This window comes from Aeromonas sp. R5-3, assembly GCF_040908225.1.
GTDB classification, from domain to species: domain Bacteria; phylum Pseudomonadota; class Gammaproteobacteria; order Enterobacterales; family Aeromonadaceae; genus Aeromonas; species Aeromonas dhakensis.
This window is the reverse complement of sequence record NZ_JBFODH010000023.1, coordinates 433,310-458,448: the sequence shown is the minus strand read 5'-3', so window position 1 is coordinate 458,448 and position 25,139 is coordinate 433,310. Positions and strand designations below refer to the sequence as shown.

Genomic DNA, 25,139 nt, shown 5'->3' with positions numbered 1-25,139 from the left:
GCGACGCAGCTTTTGGCTGCTGCGGGAGTGGCATTCTACTCAACCGCCTTCTCGAGTCAAGCCTTATTTTCAAAGGCTTTTCGAGGCTACCGACTTGGCTTTCGACTTGGCTTTCTGCGTTGCCGCTTGCCGTGTCGATGGAGGCGCATTATAGGGAGTGAATTCGTTCTGGCAACCCCTCCCCTGCAATAAAATTGCAAAAAAGCGCACTTTTTTTAGTTATTCATATCCAAGCACAGCTTTTATACAAACTTATCCACAGATAGCGAGTAAAACAGGGGATCCGAGTCTTCTTTTAACTCTCTTTTCCGACCTTCCACCCGAGCCAGCGCTCGCTTTGGCTTGCTATATAGGCATAACGTCAGCCAACCCTGCTTCTTTTACCCAAAGCGAGATCAGCTCGGCAGCCGGCCAGTCACGGCAACCGGAGACATTCTGGCCAGCCCAGAGCGGCGAGCACCCTGCATCCCCCCGCAGTTCGGCCGCACTGCGCAGTGGGGCCAGGGCGCCACTGGCATGAGGAAAGGCAGGCACGGCTTCGGACAGCGGGCCCAACTCTCGCATCAGGCGATTGACGATGCCGCGGGCCGGGCGACCACTGAACAGGTTGGTCAGCGCCGTGTGATGTCCCGCCGGCGAATGCAGCGCCGCCCGATGCAAGACTGAGGTGGTGGCTTCATGACAGCAGAGAAAGACGGTGCCCATCTGTACGGCGCTGGCCCCCAGCGCCAGTGCGGCGCGAATGCCGACACAATCGACAATGCCGCCGGCGGCGATGACCGGCAGCCTCACCGCCTCGACTATCTGTGGCAACAGGGTAAAGGTGCCCTGCTGCAGGCTGAGATCGTCCTCGAGGAAATGGCCGCGATGGCCGCCGGCCTCCAGCCCTTGGGCGATGATGGCATCGGCGCCATGGTCGGCGAGCCAGCGGGCTTCAGCGACCGTGGTGGCGCTGGCCAATATCTTGGCCCCGCTGGCTTTCACCCTAACCAGCAACTCGGGCTCGGGCAGCCCGAAATGGAAACTGACCACGGCCGGTTTGAACTCGGCCATCATGGCGGCATGTTCGGCATTGAAGGGGGCCCGACTGGGAGCTACCGTGCCGACAGTGTCGCGCACGCCGTATTCGTCATAGTAGGGCGCCAGCCGCTGCAACCAGCGGGCCTGGGCGGCGGGATCCGGCGCCTCCTGCCGGTGACAGAAGAAGTTGATGTTGAATGGCCCCCCGCTCGCCGCCAGCCGGGTCAGCTCTTCGCGCAAGGTGGCGAGGCTCAGCATGGCCGCGGGCAATGAGCCCAGAGCGCCGGCCCGGGTCACAGCCAGGGCCAGCACGCTGTCCTGCACACCGGCCATGGGGGCCTGAATGATGGGGTAGCGCAGCCCCAGTTCGGCAAACAGCGTCATGATGTCGTCTCTTGCCGCTCGGGAGTGACGCCGCCGACCTGGCTGCGCGCCAGCGCGATGGCCCCATCGATGGCCGCACGGGCCTGCGGACTGTTCTGCCAGCAGGTCGAGCCCAGCATGCTGGCCACCAGTTGCACGATATGGCTAGTGTCGGCCGCGGCCAATTGAGCCAGAGTGTGGTAGCCAAGCTGTTCAAGCCGCCCGATGACGGTGGGACCCACCCCTTTCACGCCGAGCAGCAGTGCCCGCTCCTCACCCGAAAATCCTTGCTTGCTCTTCATTGATCAGACTCCTTTCCCATACCCTCATTGCACATCAGGCCCGCGAGGGGCCTGATGAAGACAAGTGGTCAACGTACGCTGCGCAGCAGGAAGTCCGGCTGACCGCAGGAGCGCAACTCGCGCTTTTGCATCTCGTCGGAACAGGTGACGGCATCGGTCCCCTCCTTGTTGATGCAGATATAGGCCTCCCGCAGGAAGCGGCCACCGTCGGCGCAGGCCACAGTGATGTTGTCCGGGGCCAGCCAGTCGTTGGCACTGGCCAGATCCGCCTTGAGCTGGAAGCGGCTCTTGCGCAGCGGCTCGGCGGGAGACTGATAGGCGGCCGGGATCTTCACTTTCTGGCGCAGGTCGCTGGCCAGCTGATGAAAATCGTGCTGGCTCAGGCCGGAGCAGGTGCCGTGCTTCTCCCACTCATGGCGATAGAGAAAGCGGCTGGGATAGAGGCCGGCAAACTGCTGCTCCATCGCCGGATCCAGCCGCTCGCGGGTACAACTGCTCGGGTAGCCGCGCTGGTACTGGGGCCAGAGCCCGTGCAGCACGAATCCCAGCTGGCGGGAACATTGGTCCCGGTCGGCCGGCTTGATGGCGCAGTGCTCCGGTGACCAGGAGAGCGCCATGGCGTAGTAGTCAAACTCGCCGGCCTCCCCTTTGGCCTGAACGGCAGAGGAGAACCAGGGGGCCAGCAGCATGCCGAGCAGCACAACAATCTTCTTCATCTTGGGTATCCAGGGTTATGCAAATAGTGTCGAGCGGGCCGTTTCGCCCTCGGGAACGGCCATGCTCCCATATTTTGCCCAAAGGGAACACCCTGCCGGGGCGCCGGCCAATGTCGGGGTCAGACCAGTAAAGGGTTTCCCCTCCCGGCACCGAGGCGTAAGCTGACTCTCCGGCGGGCCCGCACGTCCGGCCTGTTTCCCGTCCGCTTTCCTCTTCAACAGGATGTAACATGATCCGCAAGAATCCCTCCGGCCATCTGCCGGTCATCGACGAGTCAGCCTATATCGACAAGACAGCCATCATCTGTGGCAAGGTGATCATCAAGGAGAACGTGTTTGTCGGCCCCTATGCGGTGATCCGCGCCGACGAGGTGGATGCCAGCGGCGACATGGAGCCCATCGTCATCGGCGCCAACTCCAACATTCAGGACGGGGTCGTCATCCACTCCAAGTCCGGCGCTGCGGTTACCATCGGCGAGTACACCTCCATCGCCCACCGCAGCATAGTCCACGGGCCGTGCGAAGTGGGCAACCGGGTGTTCATCGGCTTCAACAGCGTGCTGTTCAACTGCCACATAGGTGACGGCGCCGTGGTACGCCACAACTCGGTGGTGGACGGCTGCGATCTGCCGCCGGAGTTCTACGTCCCCTCCACCACCCGCATCAACCAGCAGAGCGATCTGGACCATATCCCGCGGGTCTCGGTGGATGCCGCCGAGTTCTCCGAGGACGTGGCCCACACCAACATCGATCTGGTCAAAGGGTACAAGGCGCTCTCCAACGAGTTCTGAGTCCCGCGGTTGCCAGGATCCACAACGGGCGCCCAGGCGCCCGTTGTCATGACTGTAAAGAGGGTGAAAAGGGAGCGTAAAAGCCATTGAGATGGCGGCCGGCCTGGCGTTTGATGGGCCATCTTCCCTGGATGGAGTCATCCCCATGTCACGTTACTCCCTCGCACTTACCCTGCTACTTGCCAGCCTGTCGGTTCAGGCCTGCGAGCTGCCAGCCTCGCCAGCCGGTCGTCCCGACGCGCGCCCGCCGGCGTTGCCCGCTCCCCTCTATCACGCCAGCAAGCTGGGCCAAGATCCCCAGGCCACCGCCCAGGCGCTGTTCAAGAACATTCCGCCAGCCGAAGCCGACAAACGCTATGAGGTGGTGGTAAGCGTGCGCGAGCTGCCGCCCCAGCCCATCCGGCTTCAACCCGCAGCCGCCCCGCTCAAGGGGCAGTAAGGCTCACCGCAGAACCGGCCATGAAAAGGGCGCCGCAGCGCCCTTGTCGAGATCATTGCCTCGGATTCCTCTAGCGAGCCCGCACGCAGGCGACGCCGTGAGCCTCTTGCGGCAGATCCGTGATGAGCTCGCCGCTGCCCGGATCGAGCAGAGGGGCCTCCCCGTCGTCGTTGGGGGCATCGCTGCTCCAGAGCCGGCTGTAGAGCGGCCAGCCCTGCTCCGTCAGCAGCTTCATCTCCTCACCGACCTGATGATAGGCGGCAAACAGCGCCGTCAGCTCCCTGACCGCCGGCAGGCGCCAATCATCGTGGCCACGCGCCACCAGTTGCTGGCAGTAGTCGCGAGCCCGCGCCTGGCTCATCACCACGTAGTCGTGGGGAAAGGGGTTGTAATCCCCATCTTCATCCCTGGCGCTGCCGTCGTATGCCAGCGCCAGCCGGTCTGCTTCCGCGCGAGTCAGGGGGCAGACGAAGATCAGCTCGCCCGCCGCCAGCTCGGGATGACGGCAACCCTGGCTGAAATCGGGCTGGGCATCCACCACCTGCACCGCCAGTTCCAGCATCCGCTCGCCCGTGCTCACCTGCACTCGGGCAGGCCCCACCGCCAGAGCGCGCAGCACCCCATCGCCGTAGATGCTGACCCGCTCCGGCGTCATGCTGCGCCACTGCAAGGAGCCCTGCGCCGGATTGCGCGTGCCATCGCTCAGCCGCAGTTCGGCCTGCAAAGCCAGCGCCTGGCCCACTTCCAACCGGGGCGCTGCCGGCGTCACCTGCAGATCGATCACGATGGCAGGCACCGGCGCCTCGTCAGCCACCCCGCTCAATCCGAGCTCGGCGACCGTGGCCGGAGTGCGCCTCGGCTCGGCAGACACGCTACGCAGGAACTCGCCGATGGCATCCAACTCGTCGTTGGAGAGACCGAGCGCATGCAGGTGATCGGAGGCTTGCGGGAAGAAGGGATCGTACTGCGCAACCCCGGTCGGGAAGCCCACCCCGCTGCTCCACTTGGTCACCCCGAAGTTGTACATGGCCACCACCCCCTGCACGGAACTGCCGATGCGCTGCGCCAGGATTGGGAAGACCCCGTTGTGCATATAAGGTGCGGTAAATGCCACATCCCGCAGGCTGGGGGTCTTGAAGCGCCCCATGTCTGCCTTTTGGCGGGTGTGCAGGAAACGGCCGCGGTCTTCCAGATTGCGGCCATAGTAGGCCAGCCCCACGCTCTCGAACCGGTACTGGCTCAGCAGCGGCCCAGAGTGGCAGTTCATGCAGCGGCCATCGGTGCGATAGAGATGCATCCCCCACAGCGCCTTGTCGCTTAGGGCCTGCCCGTCGCCTTGGACGAAGCGCTCGAAGTCGCTGTCGCGGCTGATGATGGTGCGCTCGAAGGTGGCGATCGCCTTGGCGATCCGCTCCAGGCTGATCCCCTCGTCACCGAACGCCGCGGCAAAGGCCGCCGGATAGTCGCGGCTGGCTTGCAGACGCGCCAGCAGTTCGTCGTGATCCAGCGCCATCTCTACCGGGTTCTGGATGGGGTGCAAGGACTGTTCCTCCAGCGAGGCGACCCGGCCATCCCAGAACTGGCTGCTGCTGAAGGCACTGTTGAGGATGGAGGGGGCATTGCGGGTCCCCTTCTGCCCCTGGTGGCCCACCGAGACGCTCAGCCCGTCGCTCCACCCCTTTTGCGGATCGTGGCAGCTGGCACAGCTGATGTCTTGCGCCCGGGAGAGCCGCTTGTCGAAGAACAGTTGCTGACCCAGCACCACCTTGGCCCGGCTGTAAGGGTTGTCAGCCGGGAAGGGTACCGCCGGCAGCGGCCCCAGCTCCTGCCACTCGACCCCCTCATCAACCCTGGCCGCCGGCCATTGGGCGGCAGGGCCGGCATACTGGGCGCGCAGGGCGGCCATGTCGGGCATGCTGTCGTCACGGACGACCGAAGGGCGTACCGGATAGGGCGCCAGCGCATACCAGATCACGCTGCCCTCCCCCTCCTCGAGCCAGCTGCCCGTGGCGGGCTGGTAAAGAGCGGGGCGGCCGGCGCCGTCCTGCAGCCAGATCCGGGTCGGCACAGCCAGGGCAAAGGTGTGGGGGTAGCGCCAACTCTGCTTGTCCGCCGCCAGCAGCCGTTCGAATTCGGCCAGGCCAGGCAGTCGCCAGTCACTGCGTCCGCAGCCGGTCGGCACCACCCCCAGCCCGGCACGGCTGGCCTGCGGCAACGCACTGCTGCCGCTGGCGTGCAACCAGTACTGGCTGCCCTTGACCCCGGCGGGGTTGCGCACATCGTGAAGGCAACGCCAGTCAGTGCCGCTCGTCAGCCGGCCCTGCTCATCAAGGCGCAGCAGCTCGGCTGTCTCCGGCTCGTCGGGCTGACTGGGTTGGGCGGGATAGAGCAGCCGCCTCGCCGCCTCGATGGGAGCGCTGTTGCTGCGCCGATACCAGCTGCGTTCCCCCTGATCGGCACGCAGGGCCAGCAGCATCTGCCAGCTGTCCGGATAGTTGAGCTCGGCCCCCGGCTGGCGCTGGGCCAGCAACAGGGCTGCATAGTCCTGGATGAGTGTTTGCTGTTGCAGACGGATCTCTGCCAGTTGCCCCCACTCGCTCTGATCGAGAGTGCCGTCCCCATTGCGGTCGGCCAGCAGGAACAGCGCCGTCTCCTCTTCATCCAGTCGCAAGGAAGGGGCGTCAGCGCGCCGTGCCGACAGTGCCGTGGCACCGAGATCGGCCACTCGGGCCGTCGCGGCGCGCAGAATATAGCTGCCGTCGCTCCCCACCAGCTCCAGCGGCTGATCCAGCAGCAAACCGGCCGGCAGCGTCATGACCAAGGGGCGCTCCTCCCCCACCTCTCCGCTCACCGCGATGCCGGTAGCGGCCTGGCGCAGCAGCAGGGCGGCCCCCAGCCCCAGGCGGGTCGTCACATCGAGCCGCACGGTCAACTCGCTGCGGGTATGGGTCGGTACCGGCTCAACCGGCGGCTCTGTGGGTGGCGTCACCACCGGAGGTTCTACCGGCGGCTCTACCACGGGCGGTGTCACCACCGGCACAGAGGGAACGGGCGCCTGGCTATGGTTGTCATTGCAGGCGGTAAGGATCAGCAGGCTGACCAGTAAGAGGCTGGTTTTCATCGTGCAAAGGGTGAGTGGTCTGAGGAGTCGGCGATTATCCAGTCAAATGACAATCATTATCAATATCACCTTGCAAATATGTGTTTTGACAACAACCATCCTGCCTCGGACGCCATGACAAGAGGGCAGGCATCCGTCGATGCCTGCCCTCTTTATCTCCGTGTACCGGTCAGCCGGTGACCTCGGCTCGCGATCAGGAGCACTTCTTCAGGCTGATATGCCAGTTGGCACCGGATTGCACCTGATGCTGGGCGGCGAAGCTGTCCATGTTCAGCGCCACTGACACCTGCAGCAGGCTGTTGAGGTAGACCAGCGGCTGGCCTTCCGGCACATCGCCAAAGCTGCTGACATAGGGGGCCTTGCCCTCGTACTTCAGCGCATCCCCTTCGCTGATCTTGATGCAGGCGTTGTCACCCTTGTTGATCCCCGCCTTGGTCAACAGGCTGTCGTCGATGTTGGTCCACACGTTGCCGTACTGCACGTCCAGGATCGGAATGGTGCCCTTGAGGGTGCCATCCTGCTCGGCCACTGCCGGCTGATAGGGGATCTTCACCACCTCGGCCGGCAGCCTGGGCCCTACCTGCTCATAGCTGATGGCTCCGGAGGCGAGGCGGGCGCCGGTGTAGGCGTAGACGTCGCGGCCGTGGAAGGTGTAGGACTTCTCGGAGCCCCTGAGCCGGTTGGTCTTCTCGTCGATCTGGCGCACGGTATCGATGCCGAAGTGCTCCGCCACCAGGGTCAGGGTGCCGTTGTCCGGGCTGACGATGTAGTGCCCGCTCTTGGTCTTGAGCACCACCGACTTGCGATCGGTACCGACCCCCGGATCCACCACGCTGACGAACACTGTCCCCTTGGGCCAGTACTGCAGGGTCTGATAGAGACGGTAGGAGGCTTCCCAGATGTTGTAGGCCGGGATCTCGTGGGTCAGGTCATAGAGCGGCAGGGTGCGGTCCACCCCGAAGGCGACCCCCTTCATGGCCGAGACGGCACCATCCTTGAGACCAAAGTCGGTCTGGATCACCAGCGCCTCGTTGGCGGTGGCAAGGCCGCTGGCCAGCAACAGGGCGAGCGCAAGCGCGCGCGGGGCGGTACGAATATCCATATCTGAACTCCTGAAGGTAACGACAAAATAACCATCTAGACATCCAGAATGCCATCGATACCACATATTGCAAGCCGTATTCCCCGGATGGGGGGCGCCGAAAGCCCTCGCCAGCAGGTCGCGGCGGGTGTATGGATAGGGCTGAGTCGCGACCGCTACAAGGAGATCCCATGACCCACAACCAGACCGCCATCCTGCTCAGCCTGGGGGAGCACAGCAGCCAGCTGCAGCTGACCCGGGCCGACGGCACCCGCTTCACCCGCGACTTGGGCTTCGGCCTCGAAGCCATGACGCCGGGCCCGTTTCGCCGAGATCCGCCGAGCGCGCTGGAGTTGGAGCAGGCCATCATGGTGGTGGAGGACGTGCTGATGCCGCTGGCCGCCGAGGTACCACCCCATGAGGTGGTGACCCTGCAGGCGCCGTTGCCGCTGGCCGAGGTGCTCGGCAGTCGTGAACTGAGCCGGGAGAGCCTGGAGCAGCTGTTCGGCCAGTTTGCCGCCATGGTGGAAGGTGACCCGCTGGCCGCTGCCAACCTGCCCAAGACCCGGCGCTTTGCTGCTGCCCTGCTGATCCTGCGCGAATGGATGCACCATCTGTCAGCCGAGCGAGTAGTACTGGCCGACTGAGTCACACGAACCTGCCCAAGACCCGGCGCTTTGCCGCTGCCCTCTTGATCCTGCGCGAATGGATGCACCATTTGTCGGCCGAGCGGGTGGTGATGGCCGACTGAGTCACACCAGCCTGCCCAAGACCCGGCGCTTTGCCGCCGCTCTGCTGATCCTGCGCGAATGGATGCACCATCTGTCAGCCGAGCGAGTAGTACTGGCCGACTGAGTCACGCTAGCCGGCAGCCGGCTCGAAGCGGGTGCGCCAGGCCGCCCAGGCCAACCCCAGGCTGATCAGCACGCTGCCGACGGTGAGCAGATCCACCGCCGCCTGCACGCCGGCTCCATCGCTAACCCAGCCCAGCAGCACAGGCACCCAGTTCGCCACATAGGCGATCACGTAGAAGAGCGACACCAACCGGGCGTGGCTGGCAGCTGGCGCGATGCGGTTGACCAGGGTCGCACTGCCGACGAACACCGCCCCCTGGGCGTAACCGGCCACCAGCAAGCCGAGCACCGCCAGCCACCACGACTGGGCATGCACGGCGCCAGCAAACAGCAGCATGCAGATCGCCAGCGCCAGGGCGCCGCTTTGCAGGGTGTGACGGGCATCGAGCCGACGGGCCCAGAGCTGGCAAAGGCCGGAGAGCACCATGTAGGCCGCGATGAGATAGCCGAACAGGCCAAGATCCCGCAGCCCCAGCAGCTGGCTCGCCACCTTGGGGCCGATGGCCAGCAGGCTGGCCGCCACCGCCCAGGCGGTAAACAGCGCCAGTGCACAGATGAAGAAGGCCGCCCCGGTGGCCTTGAGCCCCTCCCCCAACGATCCCCTGCCCTGCTGCGTTGCCGCAGTCGGCGCCCCTTGCGCGCGGGCGGGCCAGCTCAACGCCACCCCCGCCATGGCGCTGGCCGCCAACCCCATGATGAGCAGGAAGGGCAGTTGGGTCGGATAGCACTCCAGCTGCAACGCCAACCCGCTGAACACCGGACCGAGCGCCAACCCGGCGGTGAAGGAGAGGGTCGCGCTGAGGGCGGCCCGCTTGCCGCCATCGCGTGGGCCGAAGCGCAGCAGGGCCACGTTGGCGGCGCCGGTCAGGGCGCCGGTGCCTATCCCGGCCAGCACCCGCGCCAGCAACAGCGACCAGAAAGAGTCCGCCAGAGAGAACAGCAGGGCGCCCCCCAGTACCGCCAGCAGGGCCGGCAGGATCATGGCGCGCAAATCGCTCACCCTGCCCGCCAGATTGCCCACCCCGAACAGGGAGATCAGCACCCCGCCCGCATAGCCGCCATAGATGAGGGTGAGGCTCACATCGCTCAGGGCCAGCGCCTGCTGATAGTGGGGATAGAGGGGAGTGGGCACGCTGCTGTTGAGCAGCGCCGACATCAGCGCCAGCGGCAGAAACAGCAGGATGGCGCGATGGGAAGTAGCCGCCGCAGCGGGGGCGGCGGCGCAAAGAGATGATGACATGCAAGGCTCCGATGAGGGCGGGCAAGGCCGCTGACGAGAGGCGCCATGATAGCGCCCGCCGTTGCCCCTCGACAGCGACACAAATGCATCAGCCTGCTTCAATAATGCATGTCGGTGGCATCTATCTGCATGTCGACAAGGGCACTCTTGCCTTGTGCTCCCGCCGACGCTGGCTTCTAATGAGCAAGCTCCAACAGGGGCTGACAAACGGGAGGCTCGATGATCAACTGGGACGACGCGCGGTTTTTTCTGGCACTGGCACGGCAGGGCACCCTGCGCGGTGCCGCCGGCGTACTGGGGGTCGATCAGGCCACCGTGGGGCGCCGCATCACGGCGCTGGAGCAGAACCTCGGCTCCAAGCTCTTTATCCGCACCCCCAAGCTCTATGATCTCAGTCCCCTCGGCGAGGCCATGCTGGCGGATGCCAGCGCCATGGAGCAGGCCATCAAGGCCATCGAACGCAAGGCAAGCGCCGGTGACCAAAGCCTGTGCGGCGAGGTGCGCATCGCCACCACCGACACCCTGGCCCAGGCCTTCGTGCTGCCCGCCCTCACCTTGCTGCGCGAGCGCCACCCCGGCATCCGGCTCAGCCTGCAGACCGCGGTCAGCGTCAGCGACATCGCCTACCGGGAGGCCGATCTCGCCATCCGCGGGCTGCGCCCGGACAACGACGAGCTGGTGATCAAACGCCTCACCACCATAGAGATGGGGCTCTACGCCTCTCGCGACTATCTGGCCCGCCACGGCACGCCCAAGAGCGGCCACGCTCTCAGCCAGCATGCCCTGCTGCTGTTTGCCAGGGAGCTGGTCTCCCGCCACTGGCACAGTCTGTGCGGGGAGCCGCTGCACGAACCCAACGTGGTGCTGCAGTGCAATGCCCAGCTGCTGTTGCTGGCGGCCGCTCGTCAGGGGCTCGGCATCGCCCTGCTCTCCACCTTTCTGGCGGACAAGGAGTCGGAACTGGTGCGCGTGCTTCCCACCCTGTGCGATCCGGTCGACATCTGGCTGGTGCTCCACCCCGACTTACAAAAAGCCAGCCGGGTGCGCGCCGTGGTGGACGCACTGGAAGAGGTGTTTCACTGCCGCTGAGCCGGCGGCGCCTTCTGCCCGCGGCCCCGCATCTGTTACCATGCCGGCCATCAAGACTGTTTCCAGCGCGGCGTGGCCGCGCCCATCCCGACGGGTACCCTTATGTCCATTGCCTCCTTCGCCGACCTGGCGCTCTCCCCCCGCCTGCAGCAGACCCTGACCGAGCTTGGCTACGCCGTGCCGACCCCGGTGCAGGCCGGCGCCATCCCGGTCATCCTGGCGGGGCGCGATCTGATGGCGGGTGCCCAGACCGGCACCGGCAAGACCGCCGCCTTCGTGCTGCCGCTGCTGGAGCAGTTGCTGCAACACCCGACGAGCGATGCCCCCCGCCCCATCCGCGCCCTGGTGCTGGTGCCGACCCGCGAGCTGACGGTGCAGGTACATGAGAGCGTCACGCGCTACGCCAAGGGTACCAACCTCACCAGCACGCTGGTCTACGGCGGGGTGAGCATAGCCGCACAGGTGGAGGCATTGAAAAACGGCGTGGATATCCTGATCGCCACCCCGGGCCGGCTGCTCGACCATCTGCGCCAGGGGGCGCTGAGTCTGGCGGCGCTGCGTCATCTGGTGTTTGACGAGGCAGACCGGATGCTCGACATGGGCTTTATGGACGAGATCAAGGCGCTGCTGAAGCAAATCCCGGCGGATCGCCAGACCCTGCTCTTTTCGGCCACCTGCGACGATAACCTATTTGCCTTGAGCAAGGTGTTGTTGCGTGACCCGGCGCTGATTGAAGTGGCCCCACGCAACACCACGGCGGCCGAGGTGGAGCAGCGGGTCTATACCGTGGATGGCAATCGCAAGCTGGCGCTGGTCGAACACATGCTCAACATGAAGGGCTGGGCGCCGGCGCTGATCTTCAGCCGCACCCGCCAGGGGGCAGACAAGCTGGCCCAGCAGCTCGGCAAGGCGGGCATCAACGCGCTGGCCTTCCACGGTGACCTGTCACAAGGGGCGCGGGAGAAGGTGCTGCTGGAGTTTCGCGCCGGCACCCTGCAGGCACTGGTAGCCACCGACGTGGCGGCCCGCGGCCTCGACATCACGGATCTCAACTACGTGATCAATATGGAATTCCCGTTTGTGGCGGAGGATTACGTGCACCGCATCGGCCGCACCGGCCGCGCCGGCAACAAGGGACTCGCCATCACCCTGTTCAGCCCGGAAGATGCGCCGCTGCTGGAGAAGGTGGAGGCGGTGCTCGACATCCGTTTGCCCCAGCAGTGGTTCCCGGGCTTTGAGCCGGATCTCACCCGCTTCGACCCCGAGCCGCGCCGCAGCAGCAAGGCGGCCCAGAAGCAGCGCGCCCGAAAACAGGCGCTCGCTGGCAACAAGAGCAAGGCCCGCCGCTGATCCGATGAGGGAGCCCAGGCTCCCTCCGCACGGCCACATGGCCTACTCATTTACACCGTTTTTGGCCCTGTGAGCGGGTCCATGACGGGCATACAGTGCCTCATCACCCCAGCATGGACACCGGATGTGGCACACACTCTCCACCCCCTCGACGACGAAGCGGCCTTTGCCGCCAGCTTCGCCCTGATGCAGCAGCTGCGTCCCCACCTCGGCAGCCCGGAGCGCTATGTGGCGCAGCTCACCAGGCAGGCACAACAAGGCTATCGCCTGCTGAGTGCACGGGACGCCGAACGCATCGTCGGCCTGGCTGGCTATCGCCTGCAGGAAAACCTCATCTACGGACGCTTTGTCTATATCGACGACCTCGTCGTCACTCCCGACCTGCAGCGCAGCGGCCTGGGGGCGCAGCTCCTGGACGCCGTGCGCGCCGAAGCCCTGCGGCTGGGGTGCGATCACCTGGTACTCGATACCGGCCTGCACAATGCGCTGGCCCAGCGCTTCTACTTTCGCTGCGGGTTGCTCTCCCGCGGGATGCACTTTTGCGAGGATCTGCGCCCATGAACCAGGTACTGCTGATCAATGCCAGCGCCCAGGGAGCTGCCTCTCACGCCAACCGGTTGGCGCTGGATCTGGTGGCCTGTCTGCGGCAAGCGCACCCGGCCCTCGCACTGGTCGAACGCCCTGTTGGCACTGACCTCCTGCCGGCCCTGAGCCAGGCCTATGTGCAGGCGCTGACCACGGCCACCCCCTTTGACGCCCCCGAGCTGGCCCTCTCCGAGACGCTGATCCGGGAGCTGGAGCAGAGCGATGCCCTGCTCATCGCCACCCCGCTGCACAACTTCACCCTGCCAGCCGCCCTCAAGCTGTGGATTGACTATGTGCTGCGCATCCATCGCACCTTCCAGTCGAGTGCCGAGGGCAAGCTGGGGCTGCTGGCCGACCGCCCCGTCTACGTCCTGGTGGGATCGGGCGGCTTTCATCAGGGCCCGCGAGCCGGGCAACCCGATTTCCTGACCCCCTACCTGCGCCACGCGCTCAACACCCTGGGGCTGTTCAACATCCATTTCTTCTATCTGCAGGGACTGGTGTTCGGTGACGAGGCAGTGCGCCAGACCATCGACACCAACCGCGCGCTGCTGGCGCAGCAGCCCCTGTTTAGCCGGCTTGCCGATCCACACCACCTTGGAGTACTGCCATGACTCAGCCAAGACTTCCCTTTTCCACCCTGTCAGCCGAGGCCTATCAAGGGCTGCGCGCCACCAGCGACGCCCTGGCCGCAGGCCCCCTCGGCGCCCCCTTGCTGGAGCTGGTCTATCTGCGCATCTCGCAGATCAACGGCTGCGCCTTCTGCCTAGGCAAGCACGCCAAGGTGCTGCGCGAGTGCGAGGTGTCGCAGCAAAAACTCGATTGTCTGGCGGGATGGCGGGTCAGCGACCTGTTCAGCGAACGCGAGCGCGCCGCCCTGGCCTGGGCCGAGACGCTCACTTATGTCCATCAAACAGGCGCACCGGACGAGCGCTACGCACCGCTCAAGTCTCACTTTTCCGATCGCGAGATCTCGGACCTGACCCTGGCGGCCGCCCTGATGAATGCCTTCAACCGGCTGGCCGTTGGCATGCTGCTGTAACCCGCAGACGGCGCTTAGCCTGTATTCGCGACCCAATAAAAAACGCCCAAGCGGGCGTTTTTTATTGGCTGGCCGGCGGCTACCCATGGCTGGCCAGCACAGGTGGCAGGGCCCGCAGGATGCGCTGCTCGGCCAGGGTGGAGAGCACGAACATCACCAGATAACCGAGGCCCAGCGCCACGATAATGGCCACCACGTTGGTGGTGAAGCGGGCCACCAGGTAGTAGGCCGCCACCAGCGCCACTATGCCCACCGCGCGGATCAGCAAGCTCTGGGTAAAGTGGCCGTGGGCCTTGATGTAGGCAAGCTGGTAGCCATTGAGCATCATGAAGATGAAGAAGAGGGAGAAGTGCAGCAGCACCGGCACGGCCCCCAGATAGTCGGCCGGGAACAGCAGCGACACCAGCGGCTTGCCCGCCAGCAGCATCACCAGGAAGAAGACCAGGCTGACGATGGCGCTGAGGCGGAAGATCCAGCGCCGGATCAGCCGGATCTGACGGTGATCGCCGCTGCGCAGATTGACCGCCAGCTCAGGCAGCACGAAGCGGTAGATGGGGAAGACGAACAGCAACGTCATATAGGTGAAGATGGGGCGCACCACCACCTGAAAATCCCCCAGCTCGTCGAGGCTGAAGTGGCGGATGGTGAGCAGTACCGTGATGTAAATCATCAGGATGCTGGCCCCCGCCTCGAGGGATGCGGTAAAGCTCTTCTTCACATAGCTGCGCATCTCGGGGCCAAGCTCAACTTTGGCCAGCGGCCGGGTGGCGATGGCCCTACGCCGGTGCAGATACATGTAGCCGGCGATGGCGAGCGAGGAGAAGGTCAGCCCGTAGAAGAGCGAAGGGAGCGCTTCCATCCCGAGCCCGAAATAGCAGGCCATAAACAGCAGGCCATTGGCCAGCGGCTCCAGCCAGGTGACCCGGTTGGAGATCCCGTACATCCGGTACATGGCCACCAGATTGGTGAAGTAGACCTTGAGCCCGAGCCCGAAGATGACCCCCACCAATTGCAGATATTCGGCCCGGATATGGAGCCCGTGCTTGATGTAGGGGATCACCAGCCCCCAGGTGAGCAGCACCATGCCGATAAGAAAGTAGCGGAAGATATTGATGATGTCCCGATCGTTTTTGGTCTGGGAGTAGCTCACCACCATGGAGGAGCGAAAGCCGGTCATCAGGATCAAGGAGAGGGAGATCAGATCCACCACGCTGTTGAACAGCGCCAGATCCCCCTTGGCCACCCACTGCGCCAGCCACACCTTGAAGGCGAAGCCGATGATGATGCTGGCAAGGGACGCCCACATGCCGGTGATGAAAGCCTGCTTGAGGCGGCCAAGTGAATCGGGTTGTTCGTCTTGAATTGCGTGCATCACGAAAGGCCCGCTAACTGCGTGAAGAGAGGCCCATCTTATGAAAGGGGGCCGCCCTTGAACAGCCCGAAACAGGGGGCAAGGGCGTCCCCCTGCCAGAAACGCCCGGCCGGGCACCTTCTTTAGTGCGTCCTGCGCGTCATCCGGCTGCCGCCGCGCCAGCTTATGACTGGGGCGCGGCCTTGATCAGCTCTTCATAGTGATCAATCAGCTCGGGGCCGTGCAGCGGCGAGTCGTGACCACCCACCACCGTCTTGATCGGCAGCTTCATCGCTTTCAGTCGCTCAAGGGTCTGCGGATAGGCCTTCACATCGGCAAAGCTCAGGTTGCCCAGCTTCTCCTTGAGGATGCAGTTGCCATAGAGCACCTGCTCGTCGGGGAAGTAGACAAAGATGCCGTCCGGCGTGTGGGCCGGGCCCGCGTAGAAGGCGCGCAGCTTGCCCTCTTGCAGCGTGAAGTCGCCCTCGTGCACCACGTTGGGCAGCACCAGCGGCAAGTCCGGGTACTCCGGCAACCCCTTGCGGGTAAAGGCGACAATCTCGGCCCAGTCGCTCTTCATCAGATCCCGGGTCTGACGGGTCGATACCACCTTGGCACCGATGGACTTCCAGTAGGCGTTACCGCCCGCCCGGTCGGTGTGGTAGTTGGTGTTGATCACCTCCAGCACCGGCTTGCGGCTGACCCGTTTGATCAGCTTGTGCAGCTCGCGGGCGGTATCCGGCGTCCAGGTCGCCCCCACCACAGTCACGCCCTTGGCCCCGAAATAGACCATGGAGTTCTCTTTGACGTAGTAGTTATCCTCTACCACATAGACAGGGCCGCTCACCTGCGTCAGCGATATCCCCGCCGCCCGCACGCTGCCCCCCCAGAAGCTCGCCATCAGCACCAGGGCCCCGGCCAGCCCGCACTTTATCCAACCTTTCATCATCTTGCACCCTCGAACCAACCGCCCCCTCGCCACCCCTGTGACAAGCCGGGCCCATTTATCAGTGGGCAGAAAATACGGGGGATTTGTGAAGGGAAAATGGGCTTGTGTGAAGAGAAGGTGAAGTCAGGTGGAATTCAGAAAAAACAGGGGGGAACCGGCAGCGAGCCACGCGATTGACGGTGCGGGGAATGGAGGGTGAAGAGCTATAAAGGCGCAAAACGAACCGACAACACAGATAGCGCCCCCTCACCCTAACCCTCTCCCGAGGGAGAGGGGATGGCCCGTGCCAATTCCAAAGCCCGGTTGCCAGACCAAATCAGAGGCGCATATTTGCCCCCTTCTCCCACTCTTGATCACAAACAAGGGGAGAAGGGCCGGGGATAAGGGGGAGGTAGGAATAAGCCACATCATGTAGGGTCGATTAGCGCAGCGTAATCGTCCGTTTACCGCCGCGCACTGAGTTCATTACAAGACCGGCAGGAAACTCTGGATTTCAGCGGCTTCTCAGTCACGACCTATCCTCGATCGCCTTAATTTTCTTCTCTATTCGAAGCTACGGCCCTGTTCTAATCTACGGCCCTTATGAAAAAACTATAAAACTCATATGAGTATTGATATGATCACGATTAATCAAACATAAATGTTGCTGACAAACTCCACCTACTGAGTTTTACATGAAAATTATGTTTATATAAATCAGTTCCAAGGAAACTAGGAATTTAATATACATGAAAAACTTACCTCTTTGAATGCTCAATATTTAATATAAGGAAACAGAAACAAAATGATTACAAGAGGTTATTTTATTGGTCAGATCATTGATGAACTAACCGCAGTTTCCCAACAAGTCAAAAACCGAGCAGGTCTTCAGCTTTTTGATCTGAATCGCTACCTTGAGGACTTCTTCAAAGAAGTCCTCAATATTGTCTATGGCTACAACCTAATCAATCTCAATGAAGAGCGCTCAAACAATCCAGGTTTGGACTTGGGGGATGAAAAAGCCAAAGTTGCCTTTCAGGTGACCTCCACAAAGACTTCAGAGAAGGTCAATGAGACTCTTAGAAAAGCGGCAACACAGGTCGATAAATTCCAGAAAGTTTATGTATTGATCTTGCAAGAAAAACAGGGTAGCTACACCTTGGATACTGAATTAGCAAAGCCATTTAGCTTCATCGCTGACGAGCATATCCTAGATATTGGTGACGTTTTTAAGAAGGTCTTGTCCCTTCCAATTGCACAGCTTCAATCTTTGCATCTCCTTGTAAGTAAGGAAGTTGCAAGAGTCAAGATTGAGCTGGAAATCCCTGACGAAAACGGAATATTCCAAACGAATATAGAAGAATTCGTTGAGAAAATTCCTAGTGCTAAGTTCGAAGGAATTAAAACCTATTATAAATATCTTCAAAAAGAACCGATAGGTTTAGGTAAAGAATACGGTATCAGTGAACAAGATGTTACAGAGGATTTCCAATTTTTTATTATAACGCTGAAAAATCTTCCAAGAATTACCAGACAGTTCTATGCCTTCCTTCTTGCTCGTGGAAAATGGGATGACACAAAGAGATTTATCAACACTGATTACTTACAGAGGATTTGTAAATACCCAGATATGGAAGGTGAACTTCGCCTTTTAGTAAACGCTGATTTATGTGTGTTACATGAGCCTGACGAATGTCAAAAAAGTGCTGAATGGTACATTAATACTGTTAGGAAAGCCAAAAGCCATGAATTTACTTGGGAGTTTATGGACTTTGTAGAAAAAAACAGTATTAATTTGGAAAAAGTAATAGTCAGTTTGGATTTCTCGGATTTCACATAGAAAAAATAGATAAAGCCCACCAGCGATGTTGGTGGGCTTTATCTCTCATTAAATAAAAACTAACCAGAAGTATTTAGTTCCTCAACCGCAATCACCCCAACGGCGGCGTGCAGGGCGGCATCATACGCTTGCTGCCGGTGGATTCGAAGGCCGAGGCAAAGCGCAGCAGCTTGTTGTCGTCATAGGCGCGACCGACGCATGTCAGCACCAAACTAAAATAGTGCAACCATGGCTAATAAACGGCGTTTTCACTGACGGGTATGATGCAGGCCAGATGTATCGCTTGTAGTGAGATAAGGAACCAAGGTCATGGCTATTCATGGAGCTACCCCGGGGATGTTGAAGGCTATCGACAGCCTGCTGCTCGCCAACGTCAATCCCGGCAGCAATCAGAAGCTTGCCCTTCATCTGGGTGAAGGCAAGGAGTACACCATTCATATCGGCAAGAGTGGGGATGTCTCCGTACAGCGGGACCTGGCCCATTTAAGCACGCTGGGCCGCATCAAAAATGCGGTGGTCGATTTCTTTAGCCGAGCCACCACCAAGGGGGAGAGTGCACTCACCACCCGGGCAACTCAAATTCAGTCTGAGGTGCAGCGGCAACTGACTGAACTCGGCCAAATCAAGAAGCTTGTGCAGCAAGCCTTTAACCAGCCCATCAGCGAATTCAAGAACGATGCCCAATATCTGAAGCCGGGCAGCGACCCCAAAACGGCAACCCTGGCAGATGTTACCGACTCCAACAAGAATCGACTGGGTCTTGAAGCCATGAGCGATTCCTCCCGGGAGTTTGCCATGGAGCACTTCTCCAGTTTTATCAACGGGAGAGACGCCATCTTCGGCCTGCTGAGTTCCCGTGCCATCGAGCAGACCAATACGCTGTTCACCTCGCTGAGTAACGATCCCAAGGCATTGCAAGAGGCATTGAAGGTGCAGAGTCAGGAGTCGGAGGTGTTCAACACCAAGGTCAATGCCGAGTTCAATCGCAGCTTCGGCCAGCTGTTTGAGCAAAGAGCCAGCGCCGAGCTGGATGCCCTGACCGAGGCAAACACCCGCGCCAACGAGACCTCACCGGCGATCGATGAAAGCACTGGCTCATCGGACGGGAAGAACGCCACCACCAAGATGAAGAACAGCGTGCGCTTTAACGACAATCCGGTGAGCGATGTCCGGATGTTCGAGCTGGAAGAGGGCCGAGCACTCAATATCAAGGTGTAACCCTTGCCGTGAATATGGATGACGGCCCTGCCCGCTTGGCGGCGGGGCCGTCTCTTTGTGATCTTGCCCTGCCCCTTCGAAGACGACCGGGCAACCGGACTGGAGTGTTGTGTTGGATATCTATCAGAAAATCGTGGCCGAGCTGTCGGTCGAACCGCTGGCCTTCGATGAAAACGGCGTCTGCACATTCGAGATCCAGCGAGCAGCAGAGGAGGCGACCGCCCCCTTTGTGGTCAATATCGTGGCTCAACCCAACGAGATGGCGCTGGTGCTCTCGGTGACCACGGCGAGCGATCTCCCAGAACGTCTATCCCGCGAGTTGTTCCTGCGTTTTGGCGAGCATGCTCTTGCCCCCTTGCGCCATGGCTACGGGGTCGGCATCTATCCCGGTACCGAGCGGGTATCATTTTTTTCCCAGATCGCGCTAGGGAACTATCGCCCGCAACAGATCAGGGAGAGCCTCGCCGATCTGCTGGAGAAGGCCCACGAGTGGGAGGCCAGCTTGTCCCAAGAGAAGCAGACCCCGCATATGACCAAGAGCGAGATGGACACGGGCCAGAACATCCGGGTGTGATGACCACAGCCAGAAAATGGACGAAAAAAAGAGGGAGGCATGATGCCTCCCTCTCTCTTTATCCCTGGTACCTCGCGGACAGGACACTAACGCAATCACCCCAACGGCGGCGTGCGTGGCGGCACCATACGCTTGCTGCCGGTGGACTCGAAGGCCGAGGCAAAGCGCAGCAGGTTATTGTCGTCATAGGCGCGACCGGCGAAGGTCAGCCCTACCGGCATACCGATATCGGCCATCACCCCCATGGGGACGGTGACGGTCGGCACGCCGAGGTGGCGAATGGCGAGGTTACCGTTGGCAACCCAGATGCCATTGCTCCAGGCGATATCGGCGGAGGCCGGATTCACGTCCGCATCAGCCGGGGCGACGTCGGCGACGGTCGGGAACAGCACGGCGTCGAGCTTGAGCCCGTCCATCCAGTCCTCCAGATCCAGCTTGCGGGTCTTCTCCAGACCGCGCAGGCCGTCCGGCACTGTGGGGATCTCGTCAAAGCGCTTGATGCCACGCTTGGCCATATTGACGTACTCGTCCATGCCCGCCGCCAGATCGCCCTCGCGGTTCGGCAGGGTGCCCGGATCGTGGGGGAAGATCTTCGGCCCATCGACATCGGCCAGCTTGTTGAGCTTGGGATCGCCGTTGGCGCGCAGGAAGTCGTCGAACGCCCAGCCGGAGAGCTCCCACAGCTCGTCATTAAGAAACTCCGGGCTCACGATGCCGCGATTGAACACGGTCGGCGCACCGGGTCGGTCTCCTTCGCAGTTGGAGACCAGCGGGAAGTCCACTTCGATGACTTCGGCGCCAGCGGCTTCCAGCGCCTTGCGCGCATCTTCCCAGAGGGCAATTACGGTCTCGCGGGTATGGATGCGCTGACCGGTCGGGCCGCCGATGCCGGGGTTTTCGCTGGTGCCGGCCAGTTCATCCTTGTTGATAAACATGCGCGGCACGCCGAGGCGCTTGCCCTTGAGGGCATCGGCCTTGGCAGCCAGATCCAGATAGGAAGCCGGACGCACTTCGGAGGCCTTGGGCAGCTGCACCCAGGGCTGCAGGCGCCACAGATCGCCACGGGTATCGGCATCGTCGGCCACCACTACGTCGAGCACTTCCAAGAGATCGGCCATGGTGCGGGCATAAGGCACCACCACATCCATGGTCGGAGTCAGCGGCCAGTTGCCGCGCACCGAGATGACGCCACGGGACGGGGTGTAGGCGCACAGACCGTTGTTGGAGGCCGGGCCACGGCCGCTCGACCAGGTCTCTTCCGCCAGACCAAAGGCGGAGAAGCTGGCGGCGGTGGCAGTACCGGCACCGTTGGAGGAGCCGGAGGCAAACGGCGCGGTCAGGTAGTCGGCGTTGTAGGGGCTCTCGGCACGGCCATAGACACCGCGCTGCATGCCGCCATTGGCCATCGGCGGCATATTGGTTTTGCCAAGGCAGATGGCACCGGCGGCGCGCAGCCGCTCAACGGTAAAGGCATCGCGCTGGGCCACCAGATCCTTGAAGGCCGGGCTGCCGGAGGCGGCGGTCAGCCCCTTGACTAGATAGCTGTCTTTGGCGGTGTAGGGGATGCCGTCGAGCGGCCCCAGGGTTTCGCCACGGGCGCGGCGCTCATCAGACGCTTGCGCCTCTTTCAGCGCATCGGGATTGGCGACCACCACGGCGTTGAGTTTGGTGGCAGTCTCGGGGCCGTTGTAGGCCTCGATACGGGCCAGATAGGCCTTGACCAGTTCGACCGCTGTGGTGCGGCCTGATTCGAGCGCGGCACGCAGCTCGGCAATGGAAACCTCGGTCACTTCGATCATGGGGATCTCCTGTAAAAGGGTGACTGTTTGTCATGATGATCGCCGCATCAGCGCCTGCGACCATCACGTCATCAATAGATAAAACCCCACGGCGTGGGGTTTTGAATACTCACCGGAACCGGTTTACGACCCGTCGCGAGAGGCCGTCAGCAAGGTGAAGAGCAGCACAGGAACCGGAGTGTATGTAAATACATGAGGATTCCGAGCAGCACATGAGCCTTGATCACGGCCTCGCAGCAGGATCGTCATCCGGTTCTTATTTGCCGGACGGGATCTGCTGGGTAATGCAGTGGATATTGCCACCGCCCAGCAGGATCTCGCGGGCCGGCACGCCGACCACTGTGTGCTCCGGGAAGATCTCTTCCAGAATGCGCTGGGCTTCGCCGTCGGTGGCGGCATCCAGCAGCGGGTAAACGATGCGATCGTTGGTGATAAGGAAGTTCACGTAGGAACCGGCCAGACGGCCTTCTGCCTCGCGCGGCACACCGGTACCGCTCTCGACACCGGCAGACTCTTCCTGGGTGCAGTAGAGCGGGCCCGGCTGGGGCAGCTTCCACACTTTCAGCTTGCGCCCCTTGGCATCGACCGCCGCTTCCAGCACCTTGAGGGCGGCCACGGAGCGTTCGTACTGGGGATCGTTCTGGTCGTCAGTCCAGTGCAGGGCCACTTCACCCGGGCGCACGAAGCAGCACATGTTGTCGATGTGGCCGTCGGTTTCGTCCATGTAGACGCCTTCGTCCAACCAGATAAAGCTCTTCACGCCCAGATAGTCGCGCAGGTGAGCTTCGATCTGCTCTTTGCTCAGGTGCGGGTTGCGGTTTTCGTTGAGCAGGCACTCGGCGGTGGTCAGGCAGGTGCCTTCGCCGTCGACGTGGATGGAGCCCCCTTCCAGGATCAGCGGCGCATCGTAACGGGCCATGCCGTGCTGTGCCAGCATCTGGGCCGCCACTTGCTCGTCTTGATCCCAAGGGTAGTAGAGACCGCCCTTGTGGCCGCCCCAGGCGTTGAAGCCCCAATCCACCCCACGGCACTCGCCGGCCGCGTTGGTGACTACGGTGGGGCCGCTGTCACGGGCCCAGCAGTCATCGCTGTTCATTTCGACCAGGGTGACGTGGGCGGGCATGATGGCGCGAGCCTGCTCCATAAACCGGGCCGGCACCCCCATAAAGACCGGGGTGGCTTGCCCAATGGCATCCGCCACCTTGGCGAAGGTGGCTTGCGCGAAGCGACCGGCCTCACGCCAGTTGTCCGGGCGAAACGGCCAGATCATCCAGACGGCCTGCTGGTGTGCCCACTCGGCGGGCATGGTGAAGCCGTCAGCGGCCGGCGTGGTGTTCATGGTCTTGATGCTCATCGCAAGGCTCCTTGCATGGATTGAGACCCCGCAGGCGTGAAAACGCCGCGCGGGGATCCTGGAAAAATAACAGTGGTCACAGTGTAAGAAGTTGCGCTCACATCCATCAAATGAATAGGATGGATTGTCCCATAAGCCTGGCAAATAATCTTGATGAAACTGCACCAGCTCGACCTCAACCTGCTGCTCGCCTTTGACGCCCTGATGGCGCAAGGCAGCGTCACCCGCGCCGCCGAAACCCTCTTTATCAGTCAGCCCGCCATGAGCCATGCGCTCAATCGTCTGCGCACCTTCTTTGGCGATCCGCTGCTGGTGCGCACCCCGCAGGGGATGCTGCCGACCCCGCGCGCCCAGCGGCTGCACCTGGGAGTGCAGCAGGCGCTGCGGCTGCTGGAGCAGCAGCTCAGCGACGAGGAGGTGTTCGAGCCGAGCCAGTCGAAGCGCCGCTTCGTGCTCTGCACCACGGATTACGTGGAGTGCGTGCTGATCCCGCCGCTTATCCAGCGCCTCAAACGGCTGGCGCCCGGGGTCACCATCGAGATCCGCATCCTGCGCGACACCCTGCCCGAAGCCGAGCTGGCAAGCGGCGAGATAGATCTCGTGCTGGGCTTTGACGAATACATGCAGGTGCCGGGGTATCTGGGCAAGGAGACCTGGCTCACCGAGCCGCTGGCCGGGCTGGTGCGCGCCGATCTGCCGATGGCAGCCCCGGCGCTCGCAGAGAGTGGGGATGACCCGGCGCTGCCGGCCGAGCGCATCAGCTTGTCGCAGCTGATCGAGATGCCCCATGTGTTCCACTCGCCCCTCGGTACCTCGGAGGCGAGCCTGGATCGCTATCTGAAAACGCTGGGGTTCAGTCGCACCATCTCAGTCAACAGCCAGAGCTATATGTCCGCCGCCGCCATCGTCAGCCAGAGCGATCATCTGCTGGTTCTGCCCAGCATGGTGGCCGAGCTGCTCGCCAGCCACTGGCCGCTGAAAAGCCTGCCGCTGCCCGAAGATGTGCCGGATTATCACCTCAACTGCGTCTGGCATCCCGTTCACGCGCAGCAACCGGCGTTGATCTGGTTGAAGGCGCTGATGAAGGAGTTGGTGAATCCGGAGTAACACGGCTGGGTGTGCCCTCCCCCTCATCCCCAACCCTTCTCCCGCAAGGGGAGAAGGGGGCTGGTTCTGTGCCACTCGCGACATGGCTGACAGCCTGCCAGCCTGCCTACCCACCTACCTGCCGGGGCGAAACATATCCATCCCACAACGATCGACTCATCAGTTCATCAGTTCATTCGTTCATCCGTTCATTGTCACAAAACCCCACTCAAGCCCGAGATGATCGACAAGATGATCACTGTCACTCGATCTGTCCCCTCTCCCTCTGGGAGAGGGTCAGGGTGAGGGGACGCCACCCACTCAGTCACCAGACCGGGGAATGGCTATATCTAATAGGGTCAAATAGCTCTGGATAGGCACCATGCAGACCCATCCGTTTGCCAAACGCATGAGGAGAGAAGCCACCCTTGCCGAACAGAAGCTGTGGCAGCAATTGCGCGACCGCCGTCTGGCAGGGGTGAAATTCCGTCGCCAGATGCCCATCGGGCCCTACATTGTCGATTTCATCTCTCTTGAACAGAGGTTGATCATCGAGGTAGACGGGTCACAGCACAACGAACCGGCGGGGCGGCAATATGATGGCGCAAGAACGGCCTACCTCAATCAGCAGGGCTTTCGGGTGATCAGGGTGTGGAATAACGATGTGTTGAGTCGGATGGAGGCCGTACTGGAACTTCTTTTGCTCTCATTGCGCTGAGCAGAGCCCTCCCCCTCATCCCCAACCCTTCTCCCGCGAGGGGAGAAGGGAGCAAACACCCCGGCGGCGTGTGACATCCCCAGAAACAGCCATGGCTCCCACAAGGGGAGAAGGGAGCAAACAACCCGGCTGCGTGTGGCATCCCCAGAAACCACCATGGCTACCGCGAGGGGAGAAGGGAGCAAACAACCCGGCTGCGTGTGACATCCCCAGAAACAGCCATGGCTCCCACGAGGGGAGAAGGGAGCAAACAACCCAGCTGTGCGTGACATACCCAG

24 protein-coding genes are annotated in these 25,139 nt (G+C 62.1%); 14 read left to right on the top strand and 10 right to left on the bottom strand.

All coding sequences use genetic code 11. The annotated features are described in order from the left end of the window. Nucleotides 1–345: 345 nt before the first annotated feature. From AB5Y95_RS16790 to AB5Y95_RS16780, 3 genes are all read right to left on the bottom strand, one after another. Entirely contained in the window at nt 346–1,404 is a 1,059-nt protein-coding gene (locus tag AB5Y95_RS16790) for an NAD(P)H-dependent flavin oxidoreductase (protein WP_368161621.1), read from the bottom strand. Next, complete coding sequence (locus AB5Y95_RS16785) at nt 1,401–1,685, bottom strand: Pathogenicity locus (RefSeq protein ID WP_017764063.1); 285 nt, start codon at nt 1,683–1,685, stop codon at nt 1,401–1,403. The genes AB5Y95_RS16790 and AB5Y95_RS16785 overlap by 4 nt, the downstream gene beginning before the upstream one ends. Nucleotides 1,686–1,753: 68 nt before the next feature. Continuing rightward, nucleotides 1,754–2,401 carry a ribonuclease gene (locus AB5Y95_RS16780; protein ID WP_368161620.1) on the bottom strand — a complete coding sequence of 216 codons (648 nt, stop codon included), beginning with the start codon at nt 2,399–2,401 and terminating at the stop codon, nt 1,754–1,756. Nucleotides 2,402–2,631: 230 nt separating this feature from the next. Here AB5Y95_RS16780 and AB5Y95_RS16775 point away from each other — a divergent pair, with 230 nt between their 5' ends. Continuing rightward, nucleotides 2,632–3,192 carry a carbonic anhydrase gene (locus AB5Y95_RS16775; RefSeq protein WP_005309014.1) on the top strand — a complete coding sequence of 187 codons (561 nt, stop codon included), beginning with the start codon at nt 2,632–2,634 and terminating at the stop codon, nt 3,190–3,192. A 145-nt stretch (nt 3,193–3,337) separates the two neighbouring features. Beyond that, nucleotides 3,338–3,631 (top strand): hypothetical protein, encoded by a 294-nt coding sequence (locus AB5Y95_RS16770; RefSeq protein WP_368161619.1) that lies wholly within the window; start codon nt 3,338–3,340, stop codon nt 3,629–3,631. Nucleotides 3,632–3,701: 70 nt separating this feature from the next. Here AB5Y95_RS16770 and AB5Y95_RS16765 read toward each other — a convergent pair whose 3' ends face one another. Beyond that, nucleotides 3,702–6,752: a cytochrome c peroxidase gene (locus tag AB5Y95_RS16765; protein ID WP_368161618.1), complete on the bottom strand. Its 3,051-nt coding sequence runs from the start codon at nt 6,750–6,752 to the stop codon at nt 3,702–3,704. 193 nt (nt 6,753–6,945) lie between these two features. Continuing rightward, nucleotides 6,946–7,854 (bottom strand): S-adenosyl-l-methionine hydroxide adenosyltransferase family protein, encoded by a 909-nt coding sequence (locus tag AB5Y95_RS16760; protein WP_368161617.1) that lies wholly within the window; start codon nt 7,852–7,854, stop codon nt 6,946–6,948. Nucleotides 7,855–8,024: 170 nt separating this feature from the next. Here AB5Y95_RS16760 and AB5Y95_RS16755 point away from each other — a divergent pair, with 170 nt between their 5' ends. Next, the gene (locus AB5Y95_RS16755) at nt 8,025–8,480 is read left to right on the top strand and encodes a hypothetical protein (protein WP_010635074.1); all 456 of its coding nucleotides are present in this window, start codon (nt 8,025–8,027) and stop codon (nt 8,478–8,480) included. A 58-nt stretch (nt 8,481–8,538) separates the two neighbouring features. Next, nucleotides 8,539–8,688 carry a hypothetical protein gene (locus AB5Y95_RS16750; protein WP_368161628.1) on the top strand — a complete coding sequence of 50 codons (150 nt, stop codon included), beginning with the start codon at nt 8,539–8,541 and terminating at the stop codon, nt 8,686–8,688. A 6-nt stretch (nt 8,689–8,694) separates the two neighbouring features. On the opposite strand, the gene AB5Y95_RS16745 is transcribed toward AB5Y95_RS16750, so the two are convergent. After that, nucleotides 8,695–9,927: an MFS transporter gene (locus tag AB5Y95_RS16745; protein WP_368161616.1), complete on the bottom strand. Its 1,233-nt coding sequence runs from the start codon at nt 9,925–9,927 to the stop codon at nt 8,695–8,697. A 219-nt stretch (nt 9,928–10,146) separates the two neighbouring features. Here AB5Y95_RS16745 and AB5Y95_RS16740 point away from each other — a divergent pair, with 219 nt between their 5' ends. The 5 genes from AB5Y95_RS16740 (at nt 10,147) to AB5Y95_RS16720 (ending at nt 13,993) form a co-directional block, all read left to right on the top strand. Beyond that, nucleotides 10,147–11,016 (top strand): LysR family transcriptional regulator, encoded by an 870-nt coding sequence (locus tag AB5Y95_RS16740; RefSeq protein ID WP_368161615.1) that lies wholly within the window; start codon nt 10,147–10,149, stop codon nt 11,014–11,016. A gap of 102 nt (nt 11,017–11,118) precedes the next feature. Next, entirely contained in the window at nt 11,119–12,366 is a 1,248-nt protein-coding gene (locus tag AB5Y95_RS16735; RefSeq protein ID WP_368161614.1) for a DEAD/DEAH box helicase, read from the top strand. A 126-nt stretch (nt 12,367–12,492) separates the two neighbouring features. Then, the gene (locus AB5Y95_RS16730; protein ID WP_017786136.1) at nt 12,493–12,927 is read left to right on the top strand and encodes a GNAT family N-acetyltransferase; all 435 of its coding nucleotides are present in this window, start codon (nt 12,493–12,495) and stop codon (nt 12,925–12,927) included. Beyond that, nucleotides 12,924–13,565: an FMN-dependent NADH-azoreductase gene (locus AB5Y95_RS16725; RefSeq protein ID WP_017786135.1), complete on the top strand. Its 642-nt coding sequence runs from the start codon at nt 12,924–12,926 to the stop codon at nt 13,563–13,565. Before AB5Y95_RS16730 ends, AB5Y95_RS16725 begins: the two co-directional genes overlap by 4 nt. Next, nucleotides 13,562–13,993 carry a carboxymuconolactone decarboxylase family protein gene (locus AB5Y95_RS16720; RefSeq protein WP_017786134.1) on the top strand — a complete coding sequence of 144 codons (432 nt, stop codon included), beginning with the start codon at nt 13,562–13,564 and terminating at the stop codon, nt 13,991–13,993. Before AB5Y95_RS16725 ends, AB5Y95_RS16720 begins: the two co-directional genes overlap by 4 nt. Nucleotides 13,994–14,072: 79 nt before the next feature. On the opposite strand, the gene AB5Y95_RS16715 is transcribed toward AB5Y95_RS16720, so the two are convergent. Together AB5Y95_RS16715 and AB5Y95_RS16710 are read right to left on the bottom strand one after the other, a co-directional pair. After that, the gene (locus AB5Y95_RS16715) at nt 14,073–15,365 is read right to left on the bottom strand and encodes a lipopolysaccharide biosynthesis protein (protein ID WP_268010197.1); all 1,293 of its coding nucleotides are present in this window, start codon (nt 15,363–15,365) and stop codon (nt 14,073–14,075) included. Between the two features lie 163 nt (nt 15,366–15,528). Beyond that, nucleotides 15,529–16,290: a CphA family subclass B2 metallo-beta-lactamase gene (locus AB5Y95_RS16710; protein ID WP_268010196.1), complete on the bottom strand. Its 762-nt coding sequence runs from the start codon at nt 16,288–16,290 to the stop codon at nt 15,529–15,531. Nucleotides 16,291–17,077: 787 nt separating this feature from the next. On the opposite strand from AB5Y95_RS16710, the gene AB5Y95_RS16705 reads away from it, so the two are divergent. The 3 genes from AB5Y95_RS16705 (at nt 17,078) to AB5Y95_RS16695 (ending at nt 19,904) form a co-directional block, all read left to right on the top strand. Further along, nucleotides 17,078–18,112, top strand: coding sequence for an SMEK domain-containing protein (locus tag AB5Y95_RS16705; RefSeq protein ID WP_318164796.1), 1,035 nt, complete (start codon nt 17,078–17,080; stop codon nt 18,110–18,112). 309 nt (nt 18,113–18,421) lie between these two features. Next, complete coding sequence (locus AB5Y95_RS16700) at nt 18,422–19,330, top strand: hypothetical protein (protein WP_368161613.1); 909 nt, start codon at nt 18,422–18,424, stop codon at nt 19,328–19,330. Nucleotides 19,331–19,439: 109 nt separating this feature from the next. Further along, nucleotides 19,440–19,904, top strand: coding sequence for a CesT family type III secretion system chaperone (locus AB5Y95_RS16695; RefSeq protein ID WP_368161612.1), 465 nt, complete (start codon nt 19,440–19,442; stop codon nt 19,902–19,904). 95 nt (nt 19,905–19,999) lie between these two features. Here the strand turns inward: AB5Y95_RS16695 and AB5Y95_RS16690 are convergent, their stop codons facing one another. Both AB5Y95_RS16690 and aguA read right to left on the bottom strand, forming a co-directional pair. Then, on the bottom strand, nt 20,000–21,703 hold the full coding sequence (locus tag AB5Y95_RS16690) for an amidase (protein WP_368161611.1): 1,704 nt from the start codon (nt 21,701–21,703) through the stop codon (nt 20,000–20,002). Nucleotides 21,704–21,959: 256 nt separating this feature from the next. Next, on the bottom strand, nt 21,960–23,057 hold the full coding sequence (aguA, locus tag AB5Y95_RS16685; RefSeq protein ID WP_215269904.1) for an agmatine deiminase: 1,098 nt from the start codon (nt 23,055–23,057) through the stop codon (nt 21,960–21,962). Nucleotides 23,058–23,210: 153 nt separating this feature from the next. On the opposite strand from aguA, the gene AB5Y95_RS16680 reads away from it, so the two are divergent. Then, entirely contained in the window at nt 23,211–24,164 is a 954-nt protein-coding gene (locus AB5Y95_RS16680) for a LysR family transcriptional regulator (RefSeq protein ID WP_215269923.1), read from the top strand. A 361-nt stretch (nt 24,165–24,525) separates the two neighbouring features. Continuing rightward, a complete protein-coding gene (locus tag AB5Y95_RS16675) occupies nt 24,526–24,861 on the top strand; it encodes an endonuclease domain-containing protein (RefSeq protein ID WP_368161610.1) in 336 nt (111 codons plus the stop codon). Nucleotides 24,862–25,139: the final 278 nt, after the last annotated feature.

Coding starts and splice junctions, on each gene's coding strand:
- AB5Y95_RS16790 (WP_368161621.1), bottom strand. CDS start 1,404: ATGACGCTGTTTGCCGAACTGGGGCTGCGCTACCCCATCATTCAGGCC.
- AB5Y95_RS16785 (WP_017764063.1), bottom strand. CDS start 1,685: ATGAAGAGCAAGCAAGGATTTTCGGGTGAGGAGCGGGCACTGCTGCTC.
- AB5Y95_RS16780 (WP_368161620.1), bottom strand. CDS start 2,401: ATGAAGAAGATTGTTGTGCTGCTCGGCATGCTGCTGGCCCCCTGGTTC.
- AB5Y95_RS16775 (WP_005309014.1), top strand. CDS start 2,632: ATGATCCGCAAGAATCCCTCCGGCCATCTGCCGGTCATCGACGAGTCA.
- AB5Y95_RS16770 (WP_368161619.1), top strand. CDS start 3,338: ATGTCACGTTACTCCCTCGCACTTACCCTGCTACTTGCCAGCCTGTCG.
- AB5Y95_RS16765 (WP_368161618.1), bottom strand. CDS start 6,752: ATGAAAACCAGCCTCTTACTGGTCAGCCTGCTGATCCTTACCGCCTGC.
- AB5Y95_RS16760 (WP_368161617.1), bottom strand. CDS start 7,854: ATGGATATTCGTACCGCCCCGCGCGCGCTTGCGCTCGCCCTGTTGCTG.
- AB5Y95_RS16755 (WP_010635074.1), top strand. CDS start 8,025: ATGACCCACAACCAGACCGCCATCCTGCTCAGCCTGGGGGAGCACAGC.
- AB5Y95_RS16750 (WP_368161628.1), top strand. CDS start 8,539: ATGGATGCACCATTTGTCGGCCGAGCGGGTGGTGATGGCCGACTGAGT.
- AB5Y95_RS16745 (WP_368161616.1), bottom strand. CDS start 9,927: ATGTCATCATCTCTTTGCGCCGCCGCCCCCGCTGCGGCGGCTACTTCC.
- AB5Y95_RS16740 (WP_368161615.1), top strand. CDS start 10,147: ATGATCAACTGGGACGACGCGCGGTTTTTTCTGGCACTGGCACGGCAG.
- AB5Y95_RS16735 (WP_368161614.1), top strand. CDS start 11,119: ATGTCCATTGCCTCCTTCGCCGACCTGGCGCTCTCCCCCCGCCTGCAG.
- AB5Y95_RS16725 (WP_017786135.1), top strand. CDS start 12,924: ATGAACCAGGTACTGCTGATCAATGCCAGCGCCCAGGGAGCTGCCTCT.
- AB5Y95_RS16720 (WP_017786134.1), top strand. CDS start 13,562: ATGACTCAGCCAAGACTTCCCTTTTCCACCCTGTCAGCCGAGGCCTAT.
- AB5Y95_RS16715 (WP_268010197.1), bottom strand. CDS start 15,365: ATGCACGCAATTCAAGACGAACAACCCGATTCACTTGGCCGCCTCAAG.
- AB5Y95_RS16710 (WP_268010196.1), bottom strand. CDS start 16,290: ATGAAAGGTTGGATAAAGTGCGGGCTGGCCGGGGCCCTGGTGCTGATG.
- AB5Y95_RS16705 (WP_318164796.1), top strand. CDS start 17,078: ATGATTACAAGAGGTTATTTTATTGGTCAGATCATTGATGAACTAACC.
- AB5Y95_RS16700 (WP_368161613.1), top strand. CDS start 18,422: ATGGCTATTCATGGAGCTACCCCGGGGATGTTGAAGGCTATCGACAGC.
- AB5Y95_RS16690 (WP_368161611.1), bottom strand. CDS start 21,703: ATGATCGAAGTGACCGAGGTTTCCATTGCCGAGCTGCGTGCCGCGCTC.
- aguA (WP_215269904.1), bottom strand. CDS start 23,057: ATGAGCATCAAGACCATGAACACCACGCCGGCCGCTGACGGCTTCACC.
- AB5Y95_RS16680 (WP_215269923.1), top strand. CDS start 23,211: ATGAAACTGCACCAGCTCGACCTCAACCTGCTGCTCGCCTTTGACGCC.
- AB5Y95_RS16675 (WP_368161610.1), top strand. CDS start 24,526: ATGCAGACCCATCCGTTTGCCAAACGCATGAGGAGAGAAGCCACCCTT.